Origin of the sequence: Enterobacter sp. KBR-315C3_2022 (assembly GCF_041399425.1) — a bacterium.
GTDB lineage: Bacteria > Pseudomonadota > Gammaproteobacteria > Enterobacterales > Enterobacteriaceae > Enterobacter.
In genome coordinates this window covers 39,489-56,481 of record NZ_JBGKEB010000025.1, presented here as the reverse complement: position 1 = coordinate 56,481, position 16,993 = coordinate 39,489, and the positions used below count along the sequence as shown (strand labels likewise).

At 58.5% G+C, this 16,993-nt stretch carries 13 protein-coding genes, 1 tRNA gene and 1 riboswitch; of the genes, 4 read left to right on the top strand and 10 right to left on the bottom strand.

Annotated features, from left to right (window positions below; translation table 11 throughout):
* Nucleotides 1-314: 314 nt before the first annotated feature.
* On the bottom strand, nucleotides 315-1,196 hold the full coding sequence (murI, locus tag AB8804_RS20015) for a glutamate racemase (protein ID WP_371189690.1): 882 nt from the start codon (nucleotides 1,194-1,196) through the stop codon (nucleotides 315-317).
* Nucleotides 1,141-2,982, bottom strand: coding sequence for a TonB-dependent vitamin B12 receptor BtuB (gene btuB / locus AB8804_RS20010; RefSeq protein ID WP_371189689.1), 1,842 nt, complete (start codon nucleotides 2,980-2,982; stop codon nucleotides 1,141-1,143). The genes murI and btuB overlap by 56 nt, the downstream gene beginning before the upstream one ends.
* Nucleotides 2,983-3,047: 65 nt before the next feature.
* Nucleotides 3,048-3,225, bottom strand: a riboswitch (cobalamin riboswitch).
* Nucleotides 3,226-3,329: 104 nt separating this feature from the next.
* On the opposite strand from btuB, the gene trmA reads away from it, so the two are divergent.
* Nucleotides 3,330-4,430 (top strand): tRNA (uridine(54)-C5)-methyltransferase TrmA, encoded by a 1,101-nt coding sequence (trmA, locus tag AB8804_RS20005; protein ID WP_371189688.1) that lies wholly within the window; start codon nucleotides 3,330-3,332, stop codon nucleotides 4,428-4,430.
* 92 nt (nucleotides 4,431-4,522) lie between these two features.
* On the opposite strand, the gene AB8804_RS20000 is transcribed toward trmA, so the two are convergent.
* Nucleotides 4,523-4,882, bottom strand: a complete 360-nt coding sequence (locus AB8804_RS20000) for a YijD family membrane protein (protein WP_371189687.1) — start codon at nucleotides 4,880-4,882, stop codon at nucleotides 4,523-4,525.
* A 9-nt stretch (nucleotides 4,883-4,891) separates the two neighbouring features.
* Nucleotides 4,892-5,530 (bottom strand): HTH-type transcriptional repressor FabR, encoded by a 639-nt coding sequence (gene fabR, locus AB8804_RS19995; protein ID WP_371189686.1) that lies wholly within the window; start codon nucleotides 5,528-5,530, stop codon nucleotides 4,892-4,894.
* 196 nt (nucleotides 5,531-5,726) lie between these two features.
* On the opposite strand from fabR, the gene sthA reads away from it, so the two are divergent.
* The gene (gene sthA, locus AB8804_RS19990) at nucleotides 5,727-7,127 is read left to right on the top strand and encodes a Si-specific NAD(P)(+) transhydrogenase (RefSeq protein WP_371189685.1); all 1,401 of its coding nucleotides are present in this window, start codon (nucleotides 5,727-5,729) and stop codon (nucleotides 7,125-7,127) included.
* Here the strand turns inward: sthA and oxyR are convergent.
* The 4 genes from oxyR to argC form a co-directional block, all read right to left on the bottom strand.
* Complete coding sequence (oxyR, locus tag AB8804_RS19985; RefSeq protein WP_371189684.1) at nucleotides 7,110-8,027, bottom strand: DNA-binding transcriptional regulator OxyR; 918 nt, start codon at nucleotides 8,025-8,027, stop codon at nucleotides 7,110-7,112. The genes sthA and oxyR overlap by 18 nt on opposite strands.
* Nucleotides 8,028-8,323: 296 nt before the next feature.
* A complete protein-coding gene (argH, locus tag AB8804_RS19980; protein ID WP_371189683.1) occupies nucleotides 8,324-9,697 on the bottom strand; it encodes an argininosuccinate lyase in 1,374 nt (457 codons plus the stop codon).
* 74 nt (nucleotides 9,698-9,771) lie between these two features.
* Entirely contained in the window at nucleotides 9,772-10,548 is a 777-nt protein-coding gene (gene argB, locus AB8804_RS19975; RefSeq protein WP_371189682.1) for an acetylglutamate kinase, read from the bottom strand.
* 6 nt (nucleotides 10,549-10,554) lie between these two features.
* Nucleotides 10,555-11,559: an N-acetyl-gamma-glutamyl-phosphate reductase gene (gene argC, locus AB8804_RS19970; RefSeq protein ID WP_371189681.1), complete on the bottom strand. Its 1,005-nt coding sequence runs from the start codon at nucleotides 11,557-11,559 to the stop codon at nucleotides 10,555-10,557.
* An 88-nt stretch (nucleotides 11,560-11,647) separates the two neighbouring features.
* On the opposite strand from argC, the gene argE reads away from it, so the two are divergent.
* Nucleotides 11,648-12,799: an acetylornithine deacetylase gene (argE, locus tag AB8804_RS19965; RefSeq protein ID WP_371189680.1), complete on the top strand. Its 1,152-nt coding sequence runs from the start codon at nucleotides 11,648-11,650 to the stop codon at nucleotides 12,797-12,799.
* Between the two features lie 50 nt (nucleotides 12,800-12,849).
* Here argE and yicI read toward each other — a convergent pair whose 3' ends face one another.
* Nucleotides 12,850-15,168: an alpha-xylosidase gene (gene yicI / locus AB8804_RS19960; protein ID WP_371189679.1), complete on the bottom strand. Its 2,319-nt coding sequence runs from the start codon at nucleotides 15,166-15,168 to the stop codon at nucleotides 12,850-12,852.
* Nucleotides 15,169-15,180: 12 nt separating this feature from the next.
* Nucleotides 15,181-16,572 carry a glycoside-pentoside-hexuronide family transporter gene (locus tag AB8804_RS19955; protein WP_371189677.1) on the bottom strand — a complete coding sequence of 464 codons (1,392 nt, stop codon included), beginning with the start codon at nucleotides 16,570-16,572 and terminating at the stop codon, nucleotides 15,181-15,183.
* A gap of 291 nt (nucleotides 16,573-16,863) precedes the next feature.
* Here AB8804_RS19955 and AB8804_RS19950 point away from each other — a divergent pair.
* Nucleotides 16,864-16,958: transfer RNA gene (locus AB8804_RS19950), tRNA-Sec, on the top strand.
* Nucleotides 16,959-16,993 lie beyond the last annotated feature (35 nt).

Genomic DNA, 16,993 nt, shown 5'->3' with positions numbered 1-16,993 from the left:
TTACGTGTTCACTCAGAGACTTGGTATTCATTTTTCGTCCGAGGACGTTAAGAATCCATGTCACTTTGAGTGCCCACACAGATTGTCTGATAAATTGTTAAAGAGCAGTGCAACGCGGCTTTCGCTCACCGTTGCGAGGTCCCGTATAATACGTTTTCCTCATTCAGAGTCAAGCAATTATTTTCGCTTTTCTCCGTCGGTGTTCATCGCTGAACCCCGCTAACCCGGCGGCCTGTAAGCCGTTATTCCGTGTCAGTGGAGGCGCATTATAGGGAGTTCTCCGACGTTGACAACCCCTCTTTAAAAAAAAACGTTCAACTGTCTCTTTTTTGCTCAAAAGGGCCTTGCAACGCCAGTTTTTCGAGCGTTTCAAACCCATAACGCTGCAAAACGGGTAAAAGCTGCTCAGTTTCGGGAGTCAGCGCCATGCAAAACGCGATATTTGCATCTGATGATTTTGCATCAGGCGCTTCGTGCTCAAGCAGCCACGCCGTGCGACGCGCAATTGCCGCGCCGGAATCCACCAGACGCGTTCCCTCCGGCAGCACTTCTAACAGCTCGTCCTGCAATAAAGGGAAGTGCGTGCAGCCCAGCACGACCGTGTCCGGCGGCTCGGGCATTTTCAGCCACGGGCGCAGAATACGGCGCAGCTCGTCGAGCGATACCGTTTCGCCATGCAGCTTCGCTTCCGCCATTTGCACCAGCTCGGCCGAACCCAGCATGGCGATTTGGCATTCGTTGGCGAAACGGTCAATTAACTCGCGCGTATACGGGCGCTTTACCGTACCGCGCGTTGCCAGCAGGCCGACAATGCCGTTCGCCGTGAGGCGAGCCGCGGGTTTAATGGCAGGCACCACGCCAACAACTGGAAACTGGAATTTTTCGCGCAGGGCAGGAAGGGAAACCGTGCTCGCCGTGTTGCAGGCAATCACTGCCAGCGCGAGGGGATAGCGCTGTTGTACCGCGGTGACGATTTCAACCACGCGCTCAACAATAAACTCTTCGCTCTTCTCCCCATAAGGGAAAGCGACGTTATCGAAGGCGTAGATATAATGGAGATCCGGCAGGAGCTGCCGAACCTCATCGTAGACTGAAAGCCCACCGACGCCGGAATCAAACACCAGCACGGTGGGACGCGGATCAGAAGGTGTAGCTGCCAGACAAGGTGTATTCCCGTCCTGCAGTTTGATAGCCATAAACTGTCTCGTAATCTTTATCGAACAGGTTGGCTATTTTACCACGAACTGTGAGATGTGAGGTGACAGGATATGAAACGGCAGCATCCCACAGGCTTACGCCGCCCATTTTAACCTTTTGATAGGTGTTGAAGTCCGTATCGTAACGCGTGCCCAGGTAGTGATACGTCAGGCTCCAGTCGAAATCATAGATCTGCGTATCAAGCTGATACTTCACCTGCTGCTTCGCACGGCGGTCCAGAAGCGCATTGGTTGCCGCGTTGCGCGCATCCACATAATCGTAGCCAACGGTGTGCATCAGCGGACCGGTATCAAACGACGCCGTCGCTTCTATACCTTTAATGCGCGCTTTGCCGACGTTGTAATACTCCTGAAGGTTATTGTTGAAGTCGATCAGGTTATCAACGTCATTGCGATAACCCGATACGCGCCAGCTCACGCCCGCCGTCAGGCCTTCAAACGCGCCTTCCCACTGCTTGCTCTCTTCGGGATCGAGATGGTCGTTGCCATAGAAGCCGTAAAGTTGCCCCAGGTTCGGCGCTTTATAGGCCGTACCGTAAGAGGCAATAAAGCGATACCCCTCTACGAACTCCCATGCCGCGCTGCTCTGCCACGTTCCATGTTGACCGAACTGGGAGTTATCGTCGCTGCGAGCCGCCCCTTCCAGGGTGAAATCACCAAACTTTTGCAGCGCGGTCAGGTAGACGCCGGTATTACGGATGTCGTAGCCGTTTGAGACATAGCTTGTATTCGGTTCCGTGCTTTGCTTCTGCCAGTCAACGCCGGCCCCAACGTTGCCCTGCCCAACATCCACGGAGTTCGTCCACTGAAGGTTGTACTGTTTGATTTCATCCAGCGTGGCCGTTGAGTCGTAGCGTCCCAGATGCGGATCGTAGTTATAGTCTTTGCTGTGGCCATAGCTGGAGAGCAGCTGTGAGTGGAAGATGTCTTTGTTGAAGCGCAGCCCGGCGTCCCAGGTCTGGCTATACAGCTGGCGGGTGTCGACCAGCACATCGGGCGTAAACGAGCTGTAGTAGCCGTCGTAGGCTGTACGGTTGCTGTAGCCATAGCCGCGAACAAAGCCGCTCCACTGCTCCGAGAAGGCATGTTCCAGCGCGCCGTAGATCGTTTTATTCATAAAGCCGTCGCGATCGGGCTGGGCAAGGCCGCCGTTGTTGCCGTCTGCAACCACGTCAAAGCCTTTGGTATAGGTGTAATCACCGGCCAGCGTCACGCGCGTGCTGTCGCCAAGCGTTTGCTGGGTGCTGCCGCCGTAGTTCTGATAGCCATGCGATCCTACGCCCGCATTCAGCGTCGTACCGTCCTTTGCGCGCGTGGTGATAATGTTGACGACGCCGCCAATCGCATCCGAACCGTAAATGGCGGAGCGCGGGCCGCGAATGTATTCGATACGCTGCACCAGGGCGATCGGGAACTGGCTGAGGTCGGAAGAACCCGTAACGCCGGCCTGATTGAGGCGGATACCGTCGACCAGGATAAGCACGTGGCTGGAGTTAGTCCCGCGAATAAAAAGAGAGGAAAGCTGCCCCATTCCGCCGTTTTGCGCCGTATCAACGCCGGGCAGGCGACGCATTACATCCACGAGCGTTGTCGATTGCCAGCGGTCGATATCCTCACGCGTCACCACGGACGTTGGCGCAAGAACGGTATTAGCAGGCTGTTCAAAACGGTTTGCAGTCACCACCAGCGAGTCGGCGCTATCCTGCGCCCAGCCCGAAAATGCCGTGACGGACAGCGCCGTACACAGCGATACTTTTTTAATCATTGTTAAAGCATCCACAATATAAGAAGGATGCCGCAGGCCTCATCCATAGCACGCGATGATGAAACCAAATGCGACGTGATCCCGGCAGGTCTTCGGGCTAGGTGGCGTTTTGCGGATAAAAGACTTCCCGTTTTCACAGTGTCTGCATTGATTATCCCGCCAGTCTTTACCGCTGCGCGTCAGCTCCAGATTTACACTGGATTCCCTTTTCACTCTCAGGAGACCGGAAACAGAATGCTACAATTAGATACGGATAGATGTCCAGACAGCCATGAGCCATTAAATCTGGACATCGCCTGCACAATCCCTACAATCCCCGCGTAATTCTTTATCACTCAGGACGTATCATGACCCCCGAACACCTCCCGACAGAACAGTACGACGCACAGCTGGCAGAGAAAGTTGTCCGCCTGCAAAGTATGATGACGCCTTTCAACGCGCCCGTTCCCGAGGTGTTTCGTTCTCCGGTCAGCCACTACCGCATGCGCGCCGAATTTCGCATCTGGCACGACGGCGACGACCTGTACCACATCATTTTCGATCAGCAGACGAAGTCCCGCATCCGCGTGGACAGCTTCCCGGCGGCGAGCGAGCTGATTAACCAGCTCATGACGCTGACGATCGAAGGCGTGCGCAACAATCCCGTGCTGCGCCACAAGCTTTTCCAGATCGACTACCTGACCACGCAAAGCAACCAGGCCATCGTCTCCCTTCTTTATCATAAGGCGCTGAACGACGAGTGGCGCGAGCAGGCAGAAGCCCTGCGCGATGCGCTGCGCGCGCAGAACATCAACGTTCACCTGATTGGCCGCGCGACAAAAACCAAAATCATGCTGGATCAGGATTACGTCGATGAACGCCTGCCGGTGGCGGGTAAAGAGATGATTTATCGCCAGGTCGAGAACAGCTTCACCCAGCCAAACGCGGCGATGAACGTGCAGATGCTGGAGTGGGCGCTGAACGCCACGACAGGATCAACGGGCGATTTGCTGGAGCTGTACTGCGGCAACGGCAACTTCTCGCTGGCGCTGGCGCGTAACTTCGATCGCGTGTTGGCAACCGAAATCGCGAAGCCGTCCGTCGCCGCCGCGCAGTACAACATCGCGGCGAACCATATTGATAACGTGCAGATTATCCGCATGGCGGCAGAAGAGTTTACCCAGGCGATGAACGGCGTGCGTGAATTTAACCGCCTGCAGGGAATTGATTTGAAGAGCTACCGGTGTGAGACGATTTTTGTCGATCCGCCGCGCAGCGGCCTGGACAGCGAAACCGAGAAGATGGTGCAGGCGTACCCGCGTATTTTGTACATCTCCTGCAACCCGGAGACGCTGTGCAAGAATCTCGAAACACTAAGCCAGACGCATAAGGTTGAACGCCTGGCGCTGTTCGATCAGTTCCCGTATACGCACCATATGGAATGCGGCGTGTTGCTTACGGCAAAATAATCTGCTTTATGTAGGGCAGGTAAGCGAAGCGCCACCTGCCAATAAATGCCGGATGGCGCTTCGCTTATCCGGCCTACTACGTCAACACCCTTCTACTCCGGCAGCCGACCCTTGCGGCTGCGCATGCGCGAGCCAATCCAGAACACCAACACCACCGACAGCAGCGCAGGCAGGAAGTTAGAGCCAATATCCGGGTGTTCCGCACGCACCACGGTGCTAAACAGCAGCACGCCCAGAATAAAGCAGGCGGCGGCCAGCCCCGGCAACCCGACCGGCATGGTGCGGTTCAGGTAACGTTGATGCAGGCAATAGACCGTCAGCACCAGCGAGATAAGCGGGAAAATCGAGAAAGGGACGATTGAGCTGAAAATCGCTGCAAACGTGCCATTGATGGATAAGCCAGCGATCAATGCCAGCAACAACGTTCCTCTATCCTGACCTGACTGTTTCATTACTCACCTTCACTCTTCGGTTTGATGTGCCAACTTCTCTTGTTCACGGCGATACCAGTAATACGCGCCCTTGGAAATCATCCTCAGCTGCAGTACCAGCCGCTCTTCGAGTTGCTTACGCTGTTCAATACCCACGTCCAGCGCCTCGGCGCCGGCACTAAACACAATCGTCACCATGGCCTCGGCCTGCGCTTCGGTAAATGCGCGCGGCATGTGGTTTTCGAGTTCAAGATAGTCGGCAAGTTCCGCGATAAAGTGCTGAATTTCGCGCGCGACCGCCGCACGAAACGCGGACGACGTTCCCGAACGCTCACGCAGCAGCAGGCGGAACGCGTTGGGGTTGTTGCCGATAAATTCCATGAACGTTGAGACGGAGGTGCGGATCACGCTGCCGCCCTTCGCGATACGCTGACGCGCCTGGCGCATTAGCTGGCGCAGCATCAGCCCGCTCTCGTCGACCATGGTCAGGCCGAGCTCATCCACATCACGAAAGTGACGATAGAAGGACGTTGGCGCAATCCCGGCCTCGCGCGCAACTTCACGCAGGCTCAAGCTGGCAAAACTTCGCTCAGCGCTCAGCTGACTGAATGCGGCTTCCACCAGCGAACGCCGGGTTTTCTCTTTTTGTTGTGCTCTTACGCCCATCACGATAGTTGAATCCTTCCAAAGGCCTGCTGGCACTATACCAGAGAATAAAATTAATCTGTTTGCTCAGCTTTGTGAATGATTGTTTACGTGCGGTTTGTGCTCCACTGCCGGAAAAAAGCACAACGATAATTGGGTTACTTCTGCATTGATGTTATGATTCTGTTGCTTTTATGTATAAGAACAGGTAAGCCTTGCCATGCCACATTCCTACGATTACGACGCAATAGTTATTGGTTCCGGCCCCGGCGGCGAAGGCGCTGCCATGGGACTGGTGAAACAGGGAGCCCGGGTAGCGGTCATTGAGCGCTATCATAACGTTGGCGGCGGTTGCACCCACTGGGGCACCATCCCGTCCAAAGCCCTCCGCCACGCCGTTAGCCGCATCATTGAATTTAACCAGAACCCTCTTTACAGCGACCATTCACGACTTCTTCGCTCCTCCTTTGCCGATATCCTGAACCACGCAGACACCGTGATTAACCAGCAAACGCGGATGCGCCAGGGTTTCTACGAGCGTAACCACTGCGAAATTCTGCAGGGCAACGCCCATTTCGTAGACCAGCACACGCTGGCGCTGGAGTGTCATGACGGCACCGTTGAAACCTTAACGGCGGAAAAATTCGTCATCGCCTGCGGTTCGCGCCCTTATCACCCGGCGGACGTCGACTTTACGCACCCGCGCATCTACGACAGCGACTCCATCCTGAGCCTGCACCATGAGCCGCGCCACGTCATTATCTACGGCGCAGGGGTGATCGGCTGCGAATATGCGTCGATCTTCCGGGGTATGGAGGTCAAAGTCGATCTGATCAACACCCGCGATCGCCTGCTGGCGTTCCTCGATCAGGAAATGTCAGATTCTCTCTCCTACCACTTCTGGAACAGCGGCGTGGTCATTCGCCACAATGAAGAGTACGAGAAGATCGAAGGCTGCGACGACGGCGTGATCATGCACCTGAAGTCCGGCAAGAAGCTGAAAGCGGACTGCCTGCTCTACGCCAACGGCCGCACCGGCAACACCGATTCCCTGCAGCTGGAAAATCTGGGACTTGAAACCGACAGCCGCGGCCAGCTGAAGGTCAACAGCATGTACCAGACCGCGCTGCCGCACGTCTATGCGGTGGGCGACGTCATTGGCTATCCGAGCCTGGCGTCAGCGGCCTACGACCAGGGGCGCATCGCCGCGCAAGCGCTGGTGAAAGGGGAAGCAACGGCGCACCTGATCGAAGACATCCCGACGGGCATCTACACCATTCCTGAAATCAGCTCCGTGGGTAAAACCGAGCAGCAGCTGACGGCCATGAAGGTGCCTTACGAGGTCGGTCGCGCGCAGTTTAAACACCTGGCGCGGGCGCAAATCGTGGGAATGAGCGTGGGAACGCTGAAGATTTTGTTCCATCGCGAGACGAAAGAGATCCTCGGTATTCACTGCTTTGGTGAACGCGCCGCGGAAATCATTCATATCGGCCAGGCAATCATGGAGCAAAAAGGGGGTGGCAACACCATCGAGTACTTCGTTAACACCACCTTTAACTACCCGACCATGGCGGAAGCCTATCGGGTAGCGGCGCTCAACGGGTTAAACCGCCTGTTTTAACGCGCTGTCGAAATGGCCATCCATCGAACCCCGGATGGCCTCAGCCAGCTGCTCATAGCGGCTGCGAAGCGGCGACCCCGGACGATAAACCAGGCCAATGGTGCGGCGCGGTTCGGGCTTGATGCACGGCAGATAGACTACGCCATCGCGCTTGCGCTCGTTCGGCACGGCCAGCGCGGGCAGCAGCGTAATACCGCTTCCCGCCGCCACCATGTTGCGCAGCGTTTCCAGGCTGGTTGCGCGGAAGTGGGTATCTTCATCCGCACCCGCCTCAAAGCAAAAGCCCATCGCCTGATCGCGCAGGCAGTGCCCGTCTTCCAGCATCAGCAGCTTTTCACCGGCAAGATCGGCCATCGGCACGCGATCGCGGTTTGCCCACGGGTGATCTTCGTAGATCGCCAGCATCATCGGCTCGTCGAACAGCGGCACTTCGATAAAGGCTTCACTCTCTTTCACCAGCGCCAGAATGGCGCAGTCGAGCTTGCCGCTATCGAGCTGCGCCAGCAGCTGATGGGTTTGCGCTTCATGCAGGTACATTTCGAGCTTCGGGAAGGTCTGGTGCAGCATCGGGATAATCTGCGGCAGCAGGTACGGGCCAACGGTAGGGATCAGGCCAATATGCAGCGGGCCGGACATTGTCTCCCCCTGCTGGCTTGCCATTTCCTTGAGCACTTTGACCTCGCGCAGCACGGTGCGCGCCTGATCCACCAGCAGAAGACCGGCCTGAGTGAACAGTACCTTACGACTGGTGCGCTCCAGCAGCATCACGCCCAGCTCATCTTCCAGCTTGCGGATCTGGCCGCTCAGCGTCGGCTGGCTGACGTGGCAGGAATCTGCCGCACGGCGAAAATGACGGTGCTCGGCTAACGCCACCAGGTATTCAAGATCACGAATATTCATTATTCATCCTCCGTCGCCACGATAGTTCATGGCGATAGATAGCATAGCAACGAACGATTATCCCTATCAAGCATACTGTTGAATAATACACCACATAGACGAGGCGGCACGTGTTTGACCCTTGACGTCCCCGCACCGTCAGCGAGTTTCTCTCAAAACTCGAACAACTAAAGCCAACGTGAACTTTTGCGGACCCCGTGGTCCGCATTTTTTTTGCGTAAAAAAGCCCGGCTTAACGCCAGGCTTTGTTTGCTCCCGTGGGAGAGGGCCGGGGTGAGGGCACCAGCCCGTACTATTCAAACCAGTCGATTCTTCGCATCCGCAATCGCCTGCGCAACCTGCTTCGGCGACACGCCGCCTTTCGCCGCGCGCTTATCCAGGCAGGACTGCAGCGCCAGAATCGGATACACATCCTCTCCAATCACCGCGCTAAACTTCTGCAGATCGGCCAGCGGCAGATCTTCCAGCGGTTTCCCCTGACGAATGGCTTCCACTACCGCTTCACCCACAATATGGTGCGCTTCGCGGAACGGTACGCCTTTCGCCACCAGGTAATCCGCCAGCTCGGTGGAGTTGGCATAGCCCTGCTGCGCCGCTTCCTGGCAGCGCGGACGCTTCACCTGAATGCCGTCCAGCACCAGCGCGCCCATATGCAGACAGTCCAGCCAGGTGTCGAGCGCGTCGAACAGCCCCTCTTTGTCTTCCTGCATATCTTTGTTGTACGCCAGCGGCAGCCCTTTCAGGGTCATCATCATGCCGGTCAGCGCGCCCTGCACGCGGCCACACTTGCCGCGGATCAGCTCCAGCGCGTCCGGGTTTTTCTTCTGCGGCATCAGGGACGAGCCGGAGGTCACGCGGTCAGACAGCTCAACGAACCCGGCTTCACCGGAGTTGAAGAAGATCAGGTCTTCGGCAAAGCGCGACAGGTGAACCATACCGATTGAGGCATTCGAGAGCAGCTCCAGCACGTGGTCGCGGTCAGAGACGCTGTCCAGGCTGTTACGGGTGGCGGACGCAAAGCCCAGCCAGCCGGCCAGCTGCTCGCGGTCGATTTCATAAGCGGTACCGGCCAGCGCGCCGCTGCCCAGCGGGCTCACGTCCAGACGCTTCAGCGTATCCTGCAGGCGGCTTTCATCGCGCGCCAGCATTTCAACGTAGGCCAGGCACCAGTGGGCAAAGGTCACCGGCTGCGCACGCTGCAGGTGGGTATACCCCGGCATCACCGCGTCCTGGTTGTTTTGCGCGGTCTCCACCAGCGCGCTCTGCAGCTGACGGTTAGCCGCCAGCAGTTCGCCCACGGTCTCTTTACACCACAGCTTGAGATCGGTCGCGACCTGATCGTTACGGCTGCGGCCGGTGTGCAGCTTTTTACCCAGCTGGCCGACTTTGTCGATCAGCTTGCCTTCCACCCAGCTGTGAATATCTTCGGCATCGCTCTGCTGGATTTGCTGCGGGTCCAGACGCACCTCTTCCAGCAGGTTGTTCAGCGCCTCTTCCAGCTGCAGCTGTTCGTCTGCGGTCAATACGCCAACGGTGACCAGCGCTTTGGACCAGGCCACAGAGCCGACGATATCCTGCTCGGCCAGGCGGTAGTCGAAGCGCAACGAGTCGTTGAACTGTTTGAACCGCCGATCCGCTGCCTGTGTAAAACGCCCACCCCAAAGTGCCATAACATGCTTCCTTTATTCGTTAGTTGCGCCGGGTGGCGCTTCGCTTACCCGGCCTACGGTCATTCAATAAATACTTACGCTAAAATACGGGTGCCGATCGGCGTGCCGTTAAACAGCGCCGGGAGCTGCTCCGCGTGACGCCAGGAGGCGATATCCACCGGGCGGCCGAGCGTGCGCGCCGCGTCCAGCGCCGCGTTCACCTTGACGATCATGCCGTCGGTGATGATGCCCTGGTCGATCAGCTGCTCGGCTTTCGCCGCGGTCATTTCCGCGATGCGCTGGCCTTTGCCGTCCAGAATGCCGCTCACGTCGGAGAGCAGGATCAGGTCCGCGCCCAGCGTCGCCGCCAGCGCGGTGGCCGCCTGGTCCGCGTTAACGTTCATCAGCTCGCCCTCTTCGGTCACGCCGATAGAGCTGACCACCGGCAGAAATCCGCCTTCCAGCAGGGTGTTAATCAGCGTAGGCGAACCCGGCTGCGCCAGTCCAACGTGGCCGAGCGCTTCGTCGAGCTGGGTCACTTTTACGCTGTCGCCGTCGCCCAGATAGAGGCCCACGGACGCGATGCGGTGTTTCTTCGCCCACGCCAGCAGCGTTTTGTTCGCCGTCCCCGCCAGCGCGCCGGTAATGATGTCGATCTGGTCGGCAGGCGTCACGCGCAGGCCGTTCTTCTTCGTCACCGGCAGGTTGAGCCCTTTCATCAGCTCATCCACCACGCAGCCGCCGCCGTGAACAATCACCAGCGGGCGCTGGTGCGATTCGCGGTAGTTCACCAGCGCGGTAAACAGACGCTCCAGCGCTTCTTCGCTGTCCAGCAGTACGCCGCCGAGTTTGATAATTAATGGGTTCATCATCACACCTTAAATAAGAGCCTGCGTTTCAGGGAAGCCGAAACGAATGTTTGCACACTGCATTGCCTGCGCGGCAGCGCCTTTGAGTAAGTTATCTTCCGCGGCGACCACGATCAGGTGCTCATCCTGCACGGCAAAGCCGATGTCGCAGAACGGCAGGCCGACCACGTTTTTCAGCGCGGGAACGCCTTTGTCATACAGACGCACCAGCGGTTTGTCCGCATACGCCTGCGTAAACGCCTCGCCAACCTGCTCTTTGGTCACGCCCGGCTTCAGGCGGCAGGTGATGGTTTCGAGGATGCCGCGCGGGAAGCTGCCCAGGTGCGGCGTAAAGATCACGTTCGCGCCCAGATGGGTGGTGATTTCAGGATGATGGCGGTGGTTGAACACGCCGTACGGCTGAAGGCTGACTTCGCAGAAGCTGTTAGCGATCGCGGCCTTACGCCCCGCGCCGCTGACGCCGCTCGTGGCGTTGATCACTGGCCACTGGCTCAGATCCAGCAGGCCCGCGTCGATCAGCGGCTTCAGGGAAAGCTGCGCCGCCGTCGGGTAGCATCCCGGCACGGCAATCAGGTTCGCTTCTTTCAGTTTATCTGTGCTCCACTCCGCCAGCCCGTACACCGCCTGCTCAAGCAGATCCGGGTGCTGATGGGTGAAACCGTAATATTTTTCGTAGAACGCGCCGTCGTTAACGCGGAACGCGCCGGAGAGGTCGAACACCACGCAGCCAGCGGCCAGAAACTGCGGTGCCAGATCGTGGCTGACCTCATGCGCGGTGGCTAAAAACACCACGTCGACGCCGTCGGTAAACGCGCTGATGTCGGACATCGGCTGCAGCGGCAGGTCAACAATGCCCCTGAGCTGCGGATGCAAATCGGAAATTAACTTTCCGGCATCATTGCTTTGCGCTGACACGGTCAAAGCGGTTATGGTCATATGTGGGTGGCGATTCACGTAGCTTACAAGCTCTGCGCCCGCATAACCGCTAGCGCCTACAATCAGCGTATTCAACATCGGGTTCCTTTATGCTCAACGTTAATGTATTTTTATTCACATTTATTGCATGAATATTGATACTATCACGACCTAAGGTGTGTCAACAATGAAAATGAATTTACCGCCATTTATCGAGATCTACCGCGCCCTGATTGCCACACCCTCCATCAGCGCAACCGAAGAATCGCTGGATCAGAGCAATGAGTCTTTAATCACTCTGCTGGCGGGCTGGTTTAGCGATCTTGGATTTAACGTTGAGGTTCAGCCCGTTCCCGGCACGCGCCGCAAATTTAACCTGCTCGCCAGTACCGGAAGCGGCGCGGGCGGCCTGCTGCTGGCCGGTCATACCGACACCGTACCGTTTGACGATGGCCGCTGGACGCGCGACCCGTTCACCCTGACCGAGCACGACAACAAGCTCTACGGCCTGGGCACCGCGGACATGAAAGGCTTCTTCGCCTTTATCCTCGACGCGCTGCGTGACGTGGACGTGACAAAACTGAAAAAGCCGCTCTACATTCTGGCGACCGCCGACGAAGAGACCAGCATGGCGGGCGCGCGCTACTTCTCTGAAAACACCGCGATTCGCCCGGACTGCGCCATCATCGGTGAGCCAACCTCGCTGCAGCCGATCCGCGCCCACAAAGGCCACATTTCCACGGCGGTGCGCGTGCTGGGCCAGTCCGGCCACTCCAGCGATCCGGCGCGCGGCGTCAACGCCATCGAGCTGATGCACGACGCCATCGGCCGCATCATGCAGCTGCGCGACGACCTGAAAGAGCGCTATCACTACGAGGCGTTCACCGTGCCGTATCCGACGCTGAACCTCGGCAGCCTGCACGGCGGCGATGCGTCCAACCGCATCTGCGCCTGCTGCGAGCTGCATATGGATATTCGCCCGCTGCCGGGCATGACGCTGAGCGATCTTGACGGCCTGCTGAACGAGGCGCTTGCGCCAGTGAGCGAGCGCTGGCCGGGGCGTTTAACCGTATCCGAGCTGCATCCGCCGATTCCGGGCTACGAATGCCCGCCGGATCACCAGCTGGTTGCGGTGGTGGAGAAACTGCTTGGGGAGAAAACCGACGTGGTGAACTACTGCACCGAAGCGCCGTTCATCCAGACCCTGTGTCCGACGCTGGTGCTTGGCCCGGGTTCGATTAACCAGGCCCACCAGCCGGATGAGTATCTGGAAACCCGGTTCATCAAGCCAACGCGCGAGCTGATAACCCAGGTTGTGCATCACTTCTGCTGGCATTAACGCGCACAGCGCTCCCTCCCTCTGACGAGAGAGGGAGCGCCTGTTGGGCATTAGAGCTGAACAACCACCTCGTTGCCCTCGGCGTTCACGACCACGCCCCATTCGCTTCCCGCCTGCGATCCGCCCTGCACGCCCGCGACCTTCTGCACGTTGCGTAAGCAAATCGACCAGCTTCGCGCGTCGCCCTCGCCCCTGATCGTCACCGTATCGCCGCGGCGGGTAGCCGTCAGGGTAAAGATGACGGAGCCGTCGGCCGCAGGCACTTCGCTGACCGCCGTCGCGCCGTCGTGAAGGCTAAACAGCTGGAACGCCGTGCCCTCGTGCCACGCATAGTCCGGCTTCCGATCGTTACTACCGAGCGCCAGCAGGGTGTTGTCGCGCACGTAGACCGGCAGGCTTCGGAAGTCGTGATGCTGTTTATGCCAGCGGCTGCCCTGGATCTCGTCGTTGTGCCACAGGTGCGTCCAGCGGCCTTCCGGCAGGTAGAACTGCACGTCGCCCGCTTCCGAAAACACCGGCGCGACCATCACCGCATCCCCGAGCATGTACTGGCGGTCGAGATAGTCGCACGCCGGATCGTCCGGGAACTCGAGCATCATCGCGCGCAGCATCGGCGTGCCGCACTCGCGGGCCAGCGCCGCCTGACGATACAGGTACGGCATCATCCGGCACTTCAACTGGGTGAAGTGGCGCACCACGTCGCAGGACTCGTCGTCGTACGCCCACGGCACGCGGTAGGATTTGCTGCCGTGCAGGCGGCTGTGGCTGGAGAGCAGCCCGAACGCGCACCAGCGTTTATAGACGTGCGCCGGAGCGGTGTTCTCGAACCCGCCGATGTCGTGGCTCCAGAAGCCAAAGCCGGACAGGCCGATCGACAGCCCGCCGCGCAGGCTTTCCGCCATCGATTCGTAGTTGGCGTAGCAGTCGCCGCCCCAGTGCACCGGGAACTGCTGCGCGCCGACGGAGGCGGAGCGGGCAAACAGCACGGCTTCTTCTTCGCCCACCGTCTCTTTCAGCACGTTCCACACCAGTTCGTTGTAGATGTAGGCATAATGGTTATGCATTTTCTGCGGATCGGAGCCGTCGAACCACTGAACGTCGGTCGGGATACGCTCGCCGAAGTCGGTTTTAAAGCAGTCGACGCCGATGTCGACCAGACCCTTGAGCTTATCGGCGTACCACCGGCACGCGTCCGGGTTGGTGAAATCGTAAATCGCCAGCCCCGGCTGCCATTTGTCCCACTGCCACAGGGAACCGTCCGGGCGCTTGAGCAGGTAGCCTTTCTCTTTTAGCTCCTTGAATATCGGCGACTTCTGGCCGATGTACGGGTTGATCCACACGCAGACCTTGAGCCCTTTCTCCTTCAGGCGGCGGATCATCCCTTCCGGATCCGGGAAGGTCACCGGGTCCCACTCGAAGTCGCACCACTGGAAGGCCTTCATCCAGAAGCAGTCGAAGTGGAAGACGTGCAGCGGCAGGTCGCGCTCGGCCATGCCGTCGATAAAGCTGTTTACCGTCGCTTCGTCGTAGTTGGTGGTGAACGAGGTGGTGAGCCACAGGCCGAACGACCATGCGGGCGGCAGCGCCGGACGGCCGGTGAACTGCGTATAGCGGTTAAGCACCTCTTTCGGCGTCGGGCCGTCGATCACAAAATACTCGAGGTACTCGCCCTCCACGCTGAACTGCACCTTGGAGACCTTTTCGGAACCCACCTCAAACGAGACGTTTTCCGGATGATTCACCAGCACGCCGTAGCCGCGGTTGGTGAGGTAGAACGGGATATTTTTGTAGGACTGCTCGGTGCTGGTGCCGCCGTCGCGGTTCCAGGTTTCGACCGTCTGGCCGTTGCGCACCAGCGCGGTGAAGCGCTCGCCCAGGCCGTAGACCGTTTCCCCCACGCCCAAATCGAGGCGCTCGAACATATAGTTGCGATCGCTGTTGCCGTCCTGCACGTAGCCGTTGTTTTTCAGCTGGCTGCCGGTGATGCGCTGGCCGTTGCGCAGGAAGTCCAGCGCCCAGAACTCGCCCTTCGTGACGCGCACGCTGACGCTGCCGCTTTTCAGCTCGGCAAACTCGTCGTTGTTTTCAATCTCGACCTTCACGTCTTTCAGCACGTTCAGCGGGTAGTGCGGGCCGTTGTCCAGCGCGCCCTGGAAGTGCTCGATGCGCACCCCGACAATCCCCTCCTGCGGGGCAAACAGACGAACCGTGAACATCAATGTGTCGAGCTGCCAGGTGCGCTCGCGCACGTCGCGCGGGGCGACGTAGACCACGAGGTCATTGCCCTGCTGCTCCACGTCGAACACCTGCACCGGGTACGTCACGTTCAGGCCCGGTTGAATGAGCCAGTTTCCGTCACTGATTTTCATACTTTCGTCCTCTTAGTTCTGTAATTCTTTGCTGCCCGGCAGCGGGTCAAATTCCTGCTGGTTGCGGCGCGCGCCCTGCGCCAGCTCGCGCATGATCTTCACCAGGAACGGCGTTTTCAGCGTGTAGTAGCGCTTGGCGATGATGGCGCTCAGCACGTAGCAGACCGCCGGGGCCAGGGTAAACAGGCCGACAATAATGCTGATGGTGGCGCTGTTCTGGGTTTTAGCCGCGGCGTCGTAGCCGCCGCCCGCCAGCATCCAGCCGATCATCGCGCCGCCCAGCGCCAGCCCGAGCTTCAGCACGAACAGCGTGCCCGCGAAGCTGATGCCGGTGAGGCGTTTGCCGTTGGTCCATTCGCCGTAGTCGACGGTATCGGACATCATCACCCACTGGATGGGCGTCACCAGCTGGTGCAGCACGCCAATCACGAAGATGAAGGCGAACATCACCACGGTGGCATGCATCGGCACGAAGAACATCGCGACGCTCACCACCGCCAGCGCGGCGTTGGTCCACCAGAAGATGCTCACCTTGCACTTCCAGTCGGTGAGCGGTTTCGCCAGCGCGGAGCCGATCAGGTTGCCGACGCAGTAGGTGGTGAGGAACGCGACGAACACTTCCGGCGAGCCCATGATCCAGGTGCAGTAGTACATCATCGCGCCGCCACGCACGCAGACGGCGAGGATGTTGAGGATGGTGAGCACGCCGACGATGCACCACTGGTCGTTTTGCCAGATGTCGCGCAGGTCTTCGCGCATGGAGGTGGTAGCAGGCGGCACCTGAATGCGCTCTTTGGTGGTGAAGAAGCAGAACGCCAGCATCAGGAACGCGATGACCGACAGCACGGCAATGCCGCCCTGGAAGCCGAAGGCTTTGTCTTCCCCGCCAATCAGCTTGACCAGCGGCATCATCAGCACCGTCGAGAGCATGCCGCCCGCCGTCGCCAGCACGAAGCGCCAGGACTGAAGGGAGATGCGCTGCGTCGGGTCGTTGGTGATGACGCCGCCCAGCGCGCAGTAAGGGATGTTGACCACGGTATAGAGCAGGGTCAGCAGGGTGTAGGTGACGGCGGCGTAAATCAGCTTGCCGTTATGGCTGAGGTCAGGCGTGGTATACGCCAGCACGCAGACGATACCGAACGGAATCGCGCCGAACAGTATCCACGGGCGGAACTTGCCCCAGCGGCTGCGGGTGCGGTCGGCAATCAGGCCCATGCACGGGTCGGAGATCGCATCCAGCGCGCGCGCCAGCAGAAACATGGTGCCGACGAATCCGGCGGGAATACCGAAGATATCGGTGTAGAAAAACATCATGTACAACATGACGTTATCAAAAATGATGTGGCTAGCGGCATCGCCCATGCCATAGCCAATCTTCTCTTTAACGGACAGTACTTCGCTCATATTTTATATATCCTTCACGCTGTAGGAGGCGCTGAGACCGGTGACTGTGTTTTTAAACCATTGTTTCACGAGCGGGTATTGCGTTTTATGGTTATTAAATTACGTTTCTTGTTTTTTGTGATCGCGGTAAAGGTGGGCTGGCATCAAAAGCTAACCTGAGGATTTTCTTAGGAATTAACTGAAACAGGTGGGTCAAGGTCAAAAGAGACGTGAAAAAAGCGTGCCGGGGTATGTGGTAAATGCCTGAAAGTAGCTATAATGCGCCCCGCCTCCATGTAGCAATCGAGGCGCGGAAGATCGTCATCTCCGGTGAGGTGGCTGGACTTCAAATCCAGTTGGGGACGCCAGCGTTCCCGGGCAGGTTCGACTCCTGTGATCTTCCGCCAAAGTTGCTCCGCCACCATTTGAAAAGGTCTAAAAT

Coding starts and splice junctions, on each gene's coding strand:
- murI (WP_371189690.1), bottom strand. CDS start 1,196: ATGGCTATCAAACTGCAGGACGGGAATACACCTTGTCTGGCAGCTACA.
- argC (WP_371189681.1), bottom strand. CDS start 11,559: ATGTTGAATACGCTGATTGTAGGCGCTAGCGGTTATGCGGGCGCAGAG.
- btuB (WP_371189689.1), bottom strand. CDS start 2,982: ATGATTAAAAAAGTATCGCTGTGTACGGCGCTGTCCGTCACGGCATTT.
- trmA (WP_371189688.1), top strand. CDS start 3,330: ATGACCCCCGAACACCTCCCGACAGAACAGTACGACGCACAGCTGGCA.
- argH (WP_371189683.1), bottom strand. CDS start 9,697: ATGGCACTTTGGGGTGGGCGTTTTACACAGGCAGCGGATCGGCGGTTC.
- argB (WP_371189682.1), bottom strand. CDS start 10,548: ATGATGAACCCATTAATTATCAAACTCGGCGGCGTACTGCTGGACAGC.
- AB8804_RS20000 (WP_371189687.1), bottom strand. CDS start 4,882: ATGAAACAGTCAGGTCAGGATAGAGGAACGTTGTTGCTGGCATTGATC.
- oxyR (WP_371189684.1), bottom strand. CDS start 8,027: ATGAATATTCGTGATCTTGAATACCTGGTGGCGTTAGCCGAGCACCGT.
- AB8804_RS19955 (WP_371189677.1), bottom strand. CDS start 16,572: ATGAGCGAAGTACTGTCCGTTAAAGAGAAGATTGGCTATGGCATGGGC.
- yicI (WP_371189679.1), bottom strand. CDS start 15,168: ATGAAAATCAGTGACGGAAACTGGCTCATTCAACCGGGCCTGAACGTG.
- argE (WP_371189680.1), top strand. CDS start 11,648: ATGAAAATGAATTTACCGCCATTTATCGAGATCTACCGCGCCCTGATT.
- sthA (WP_371189685.1), top strand. CDS start 5,727: ATGCCACATTCCTACGATTACGACGCAATAGTTATTGGTTCCGGCCCC.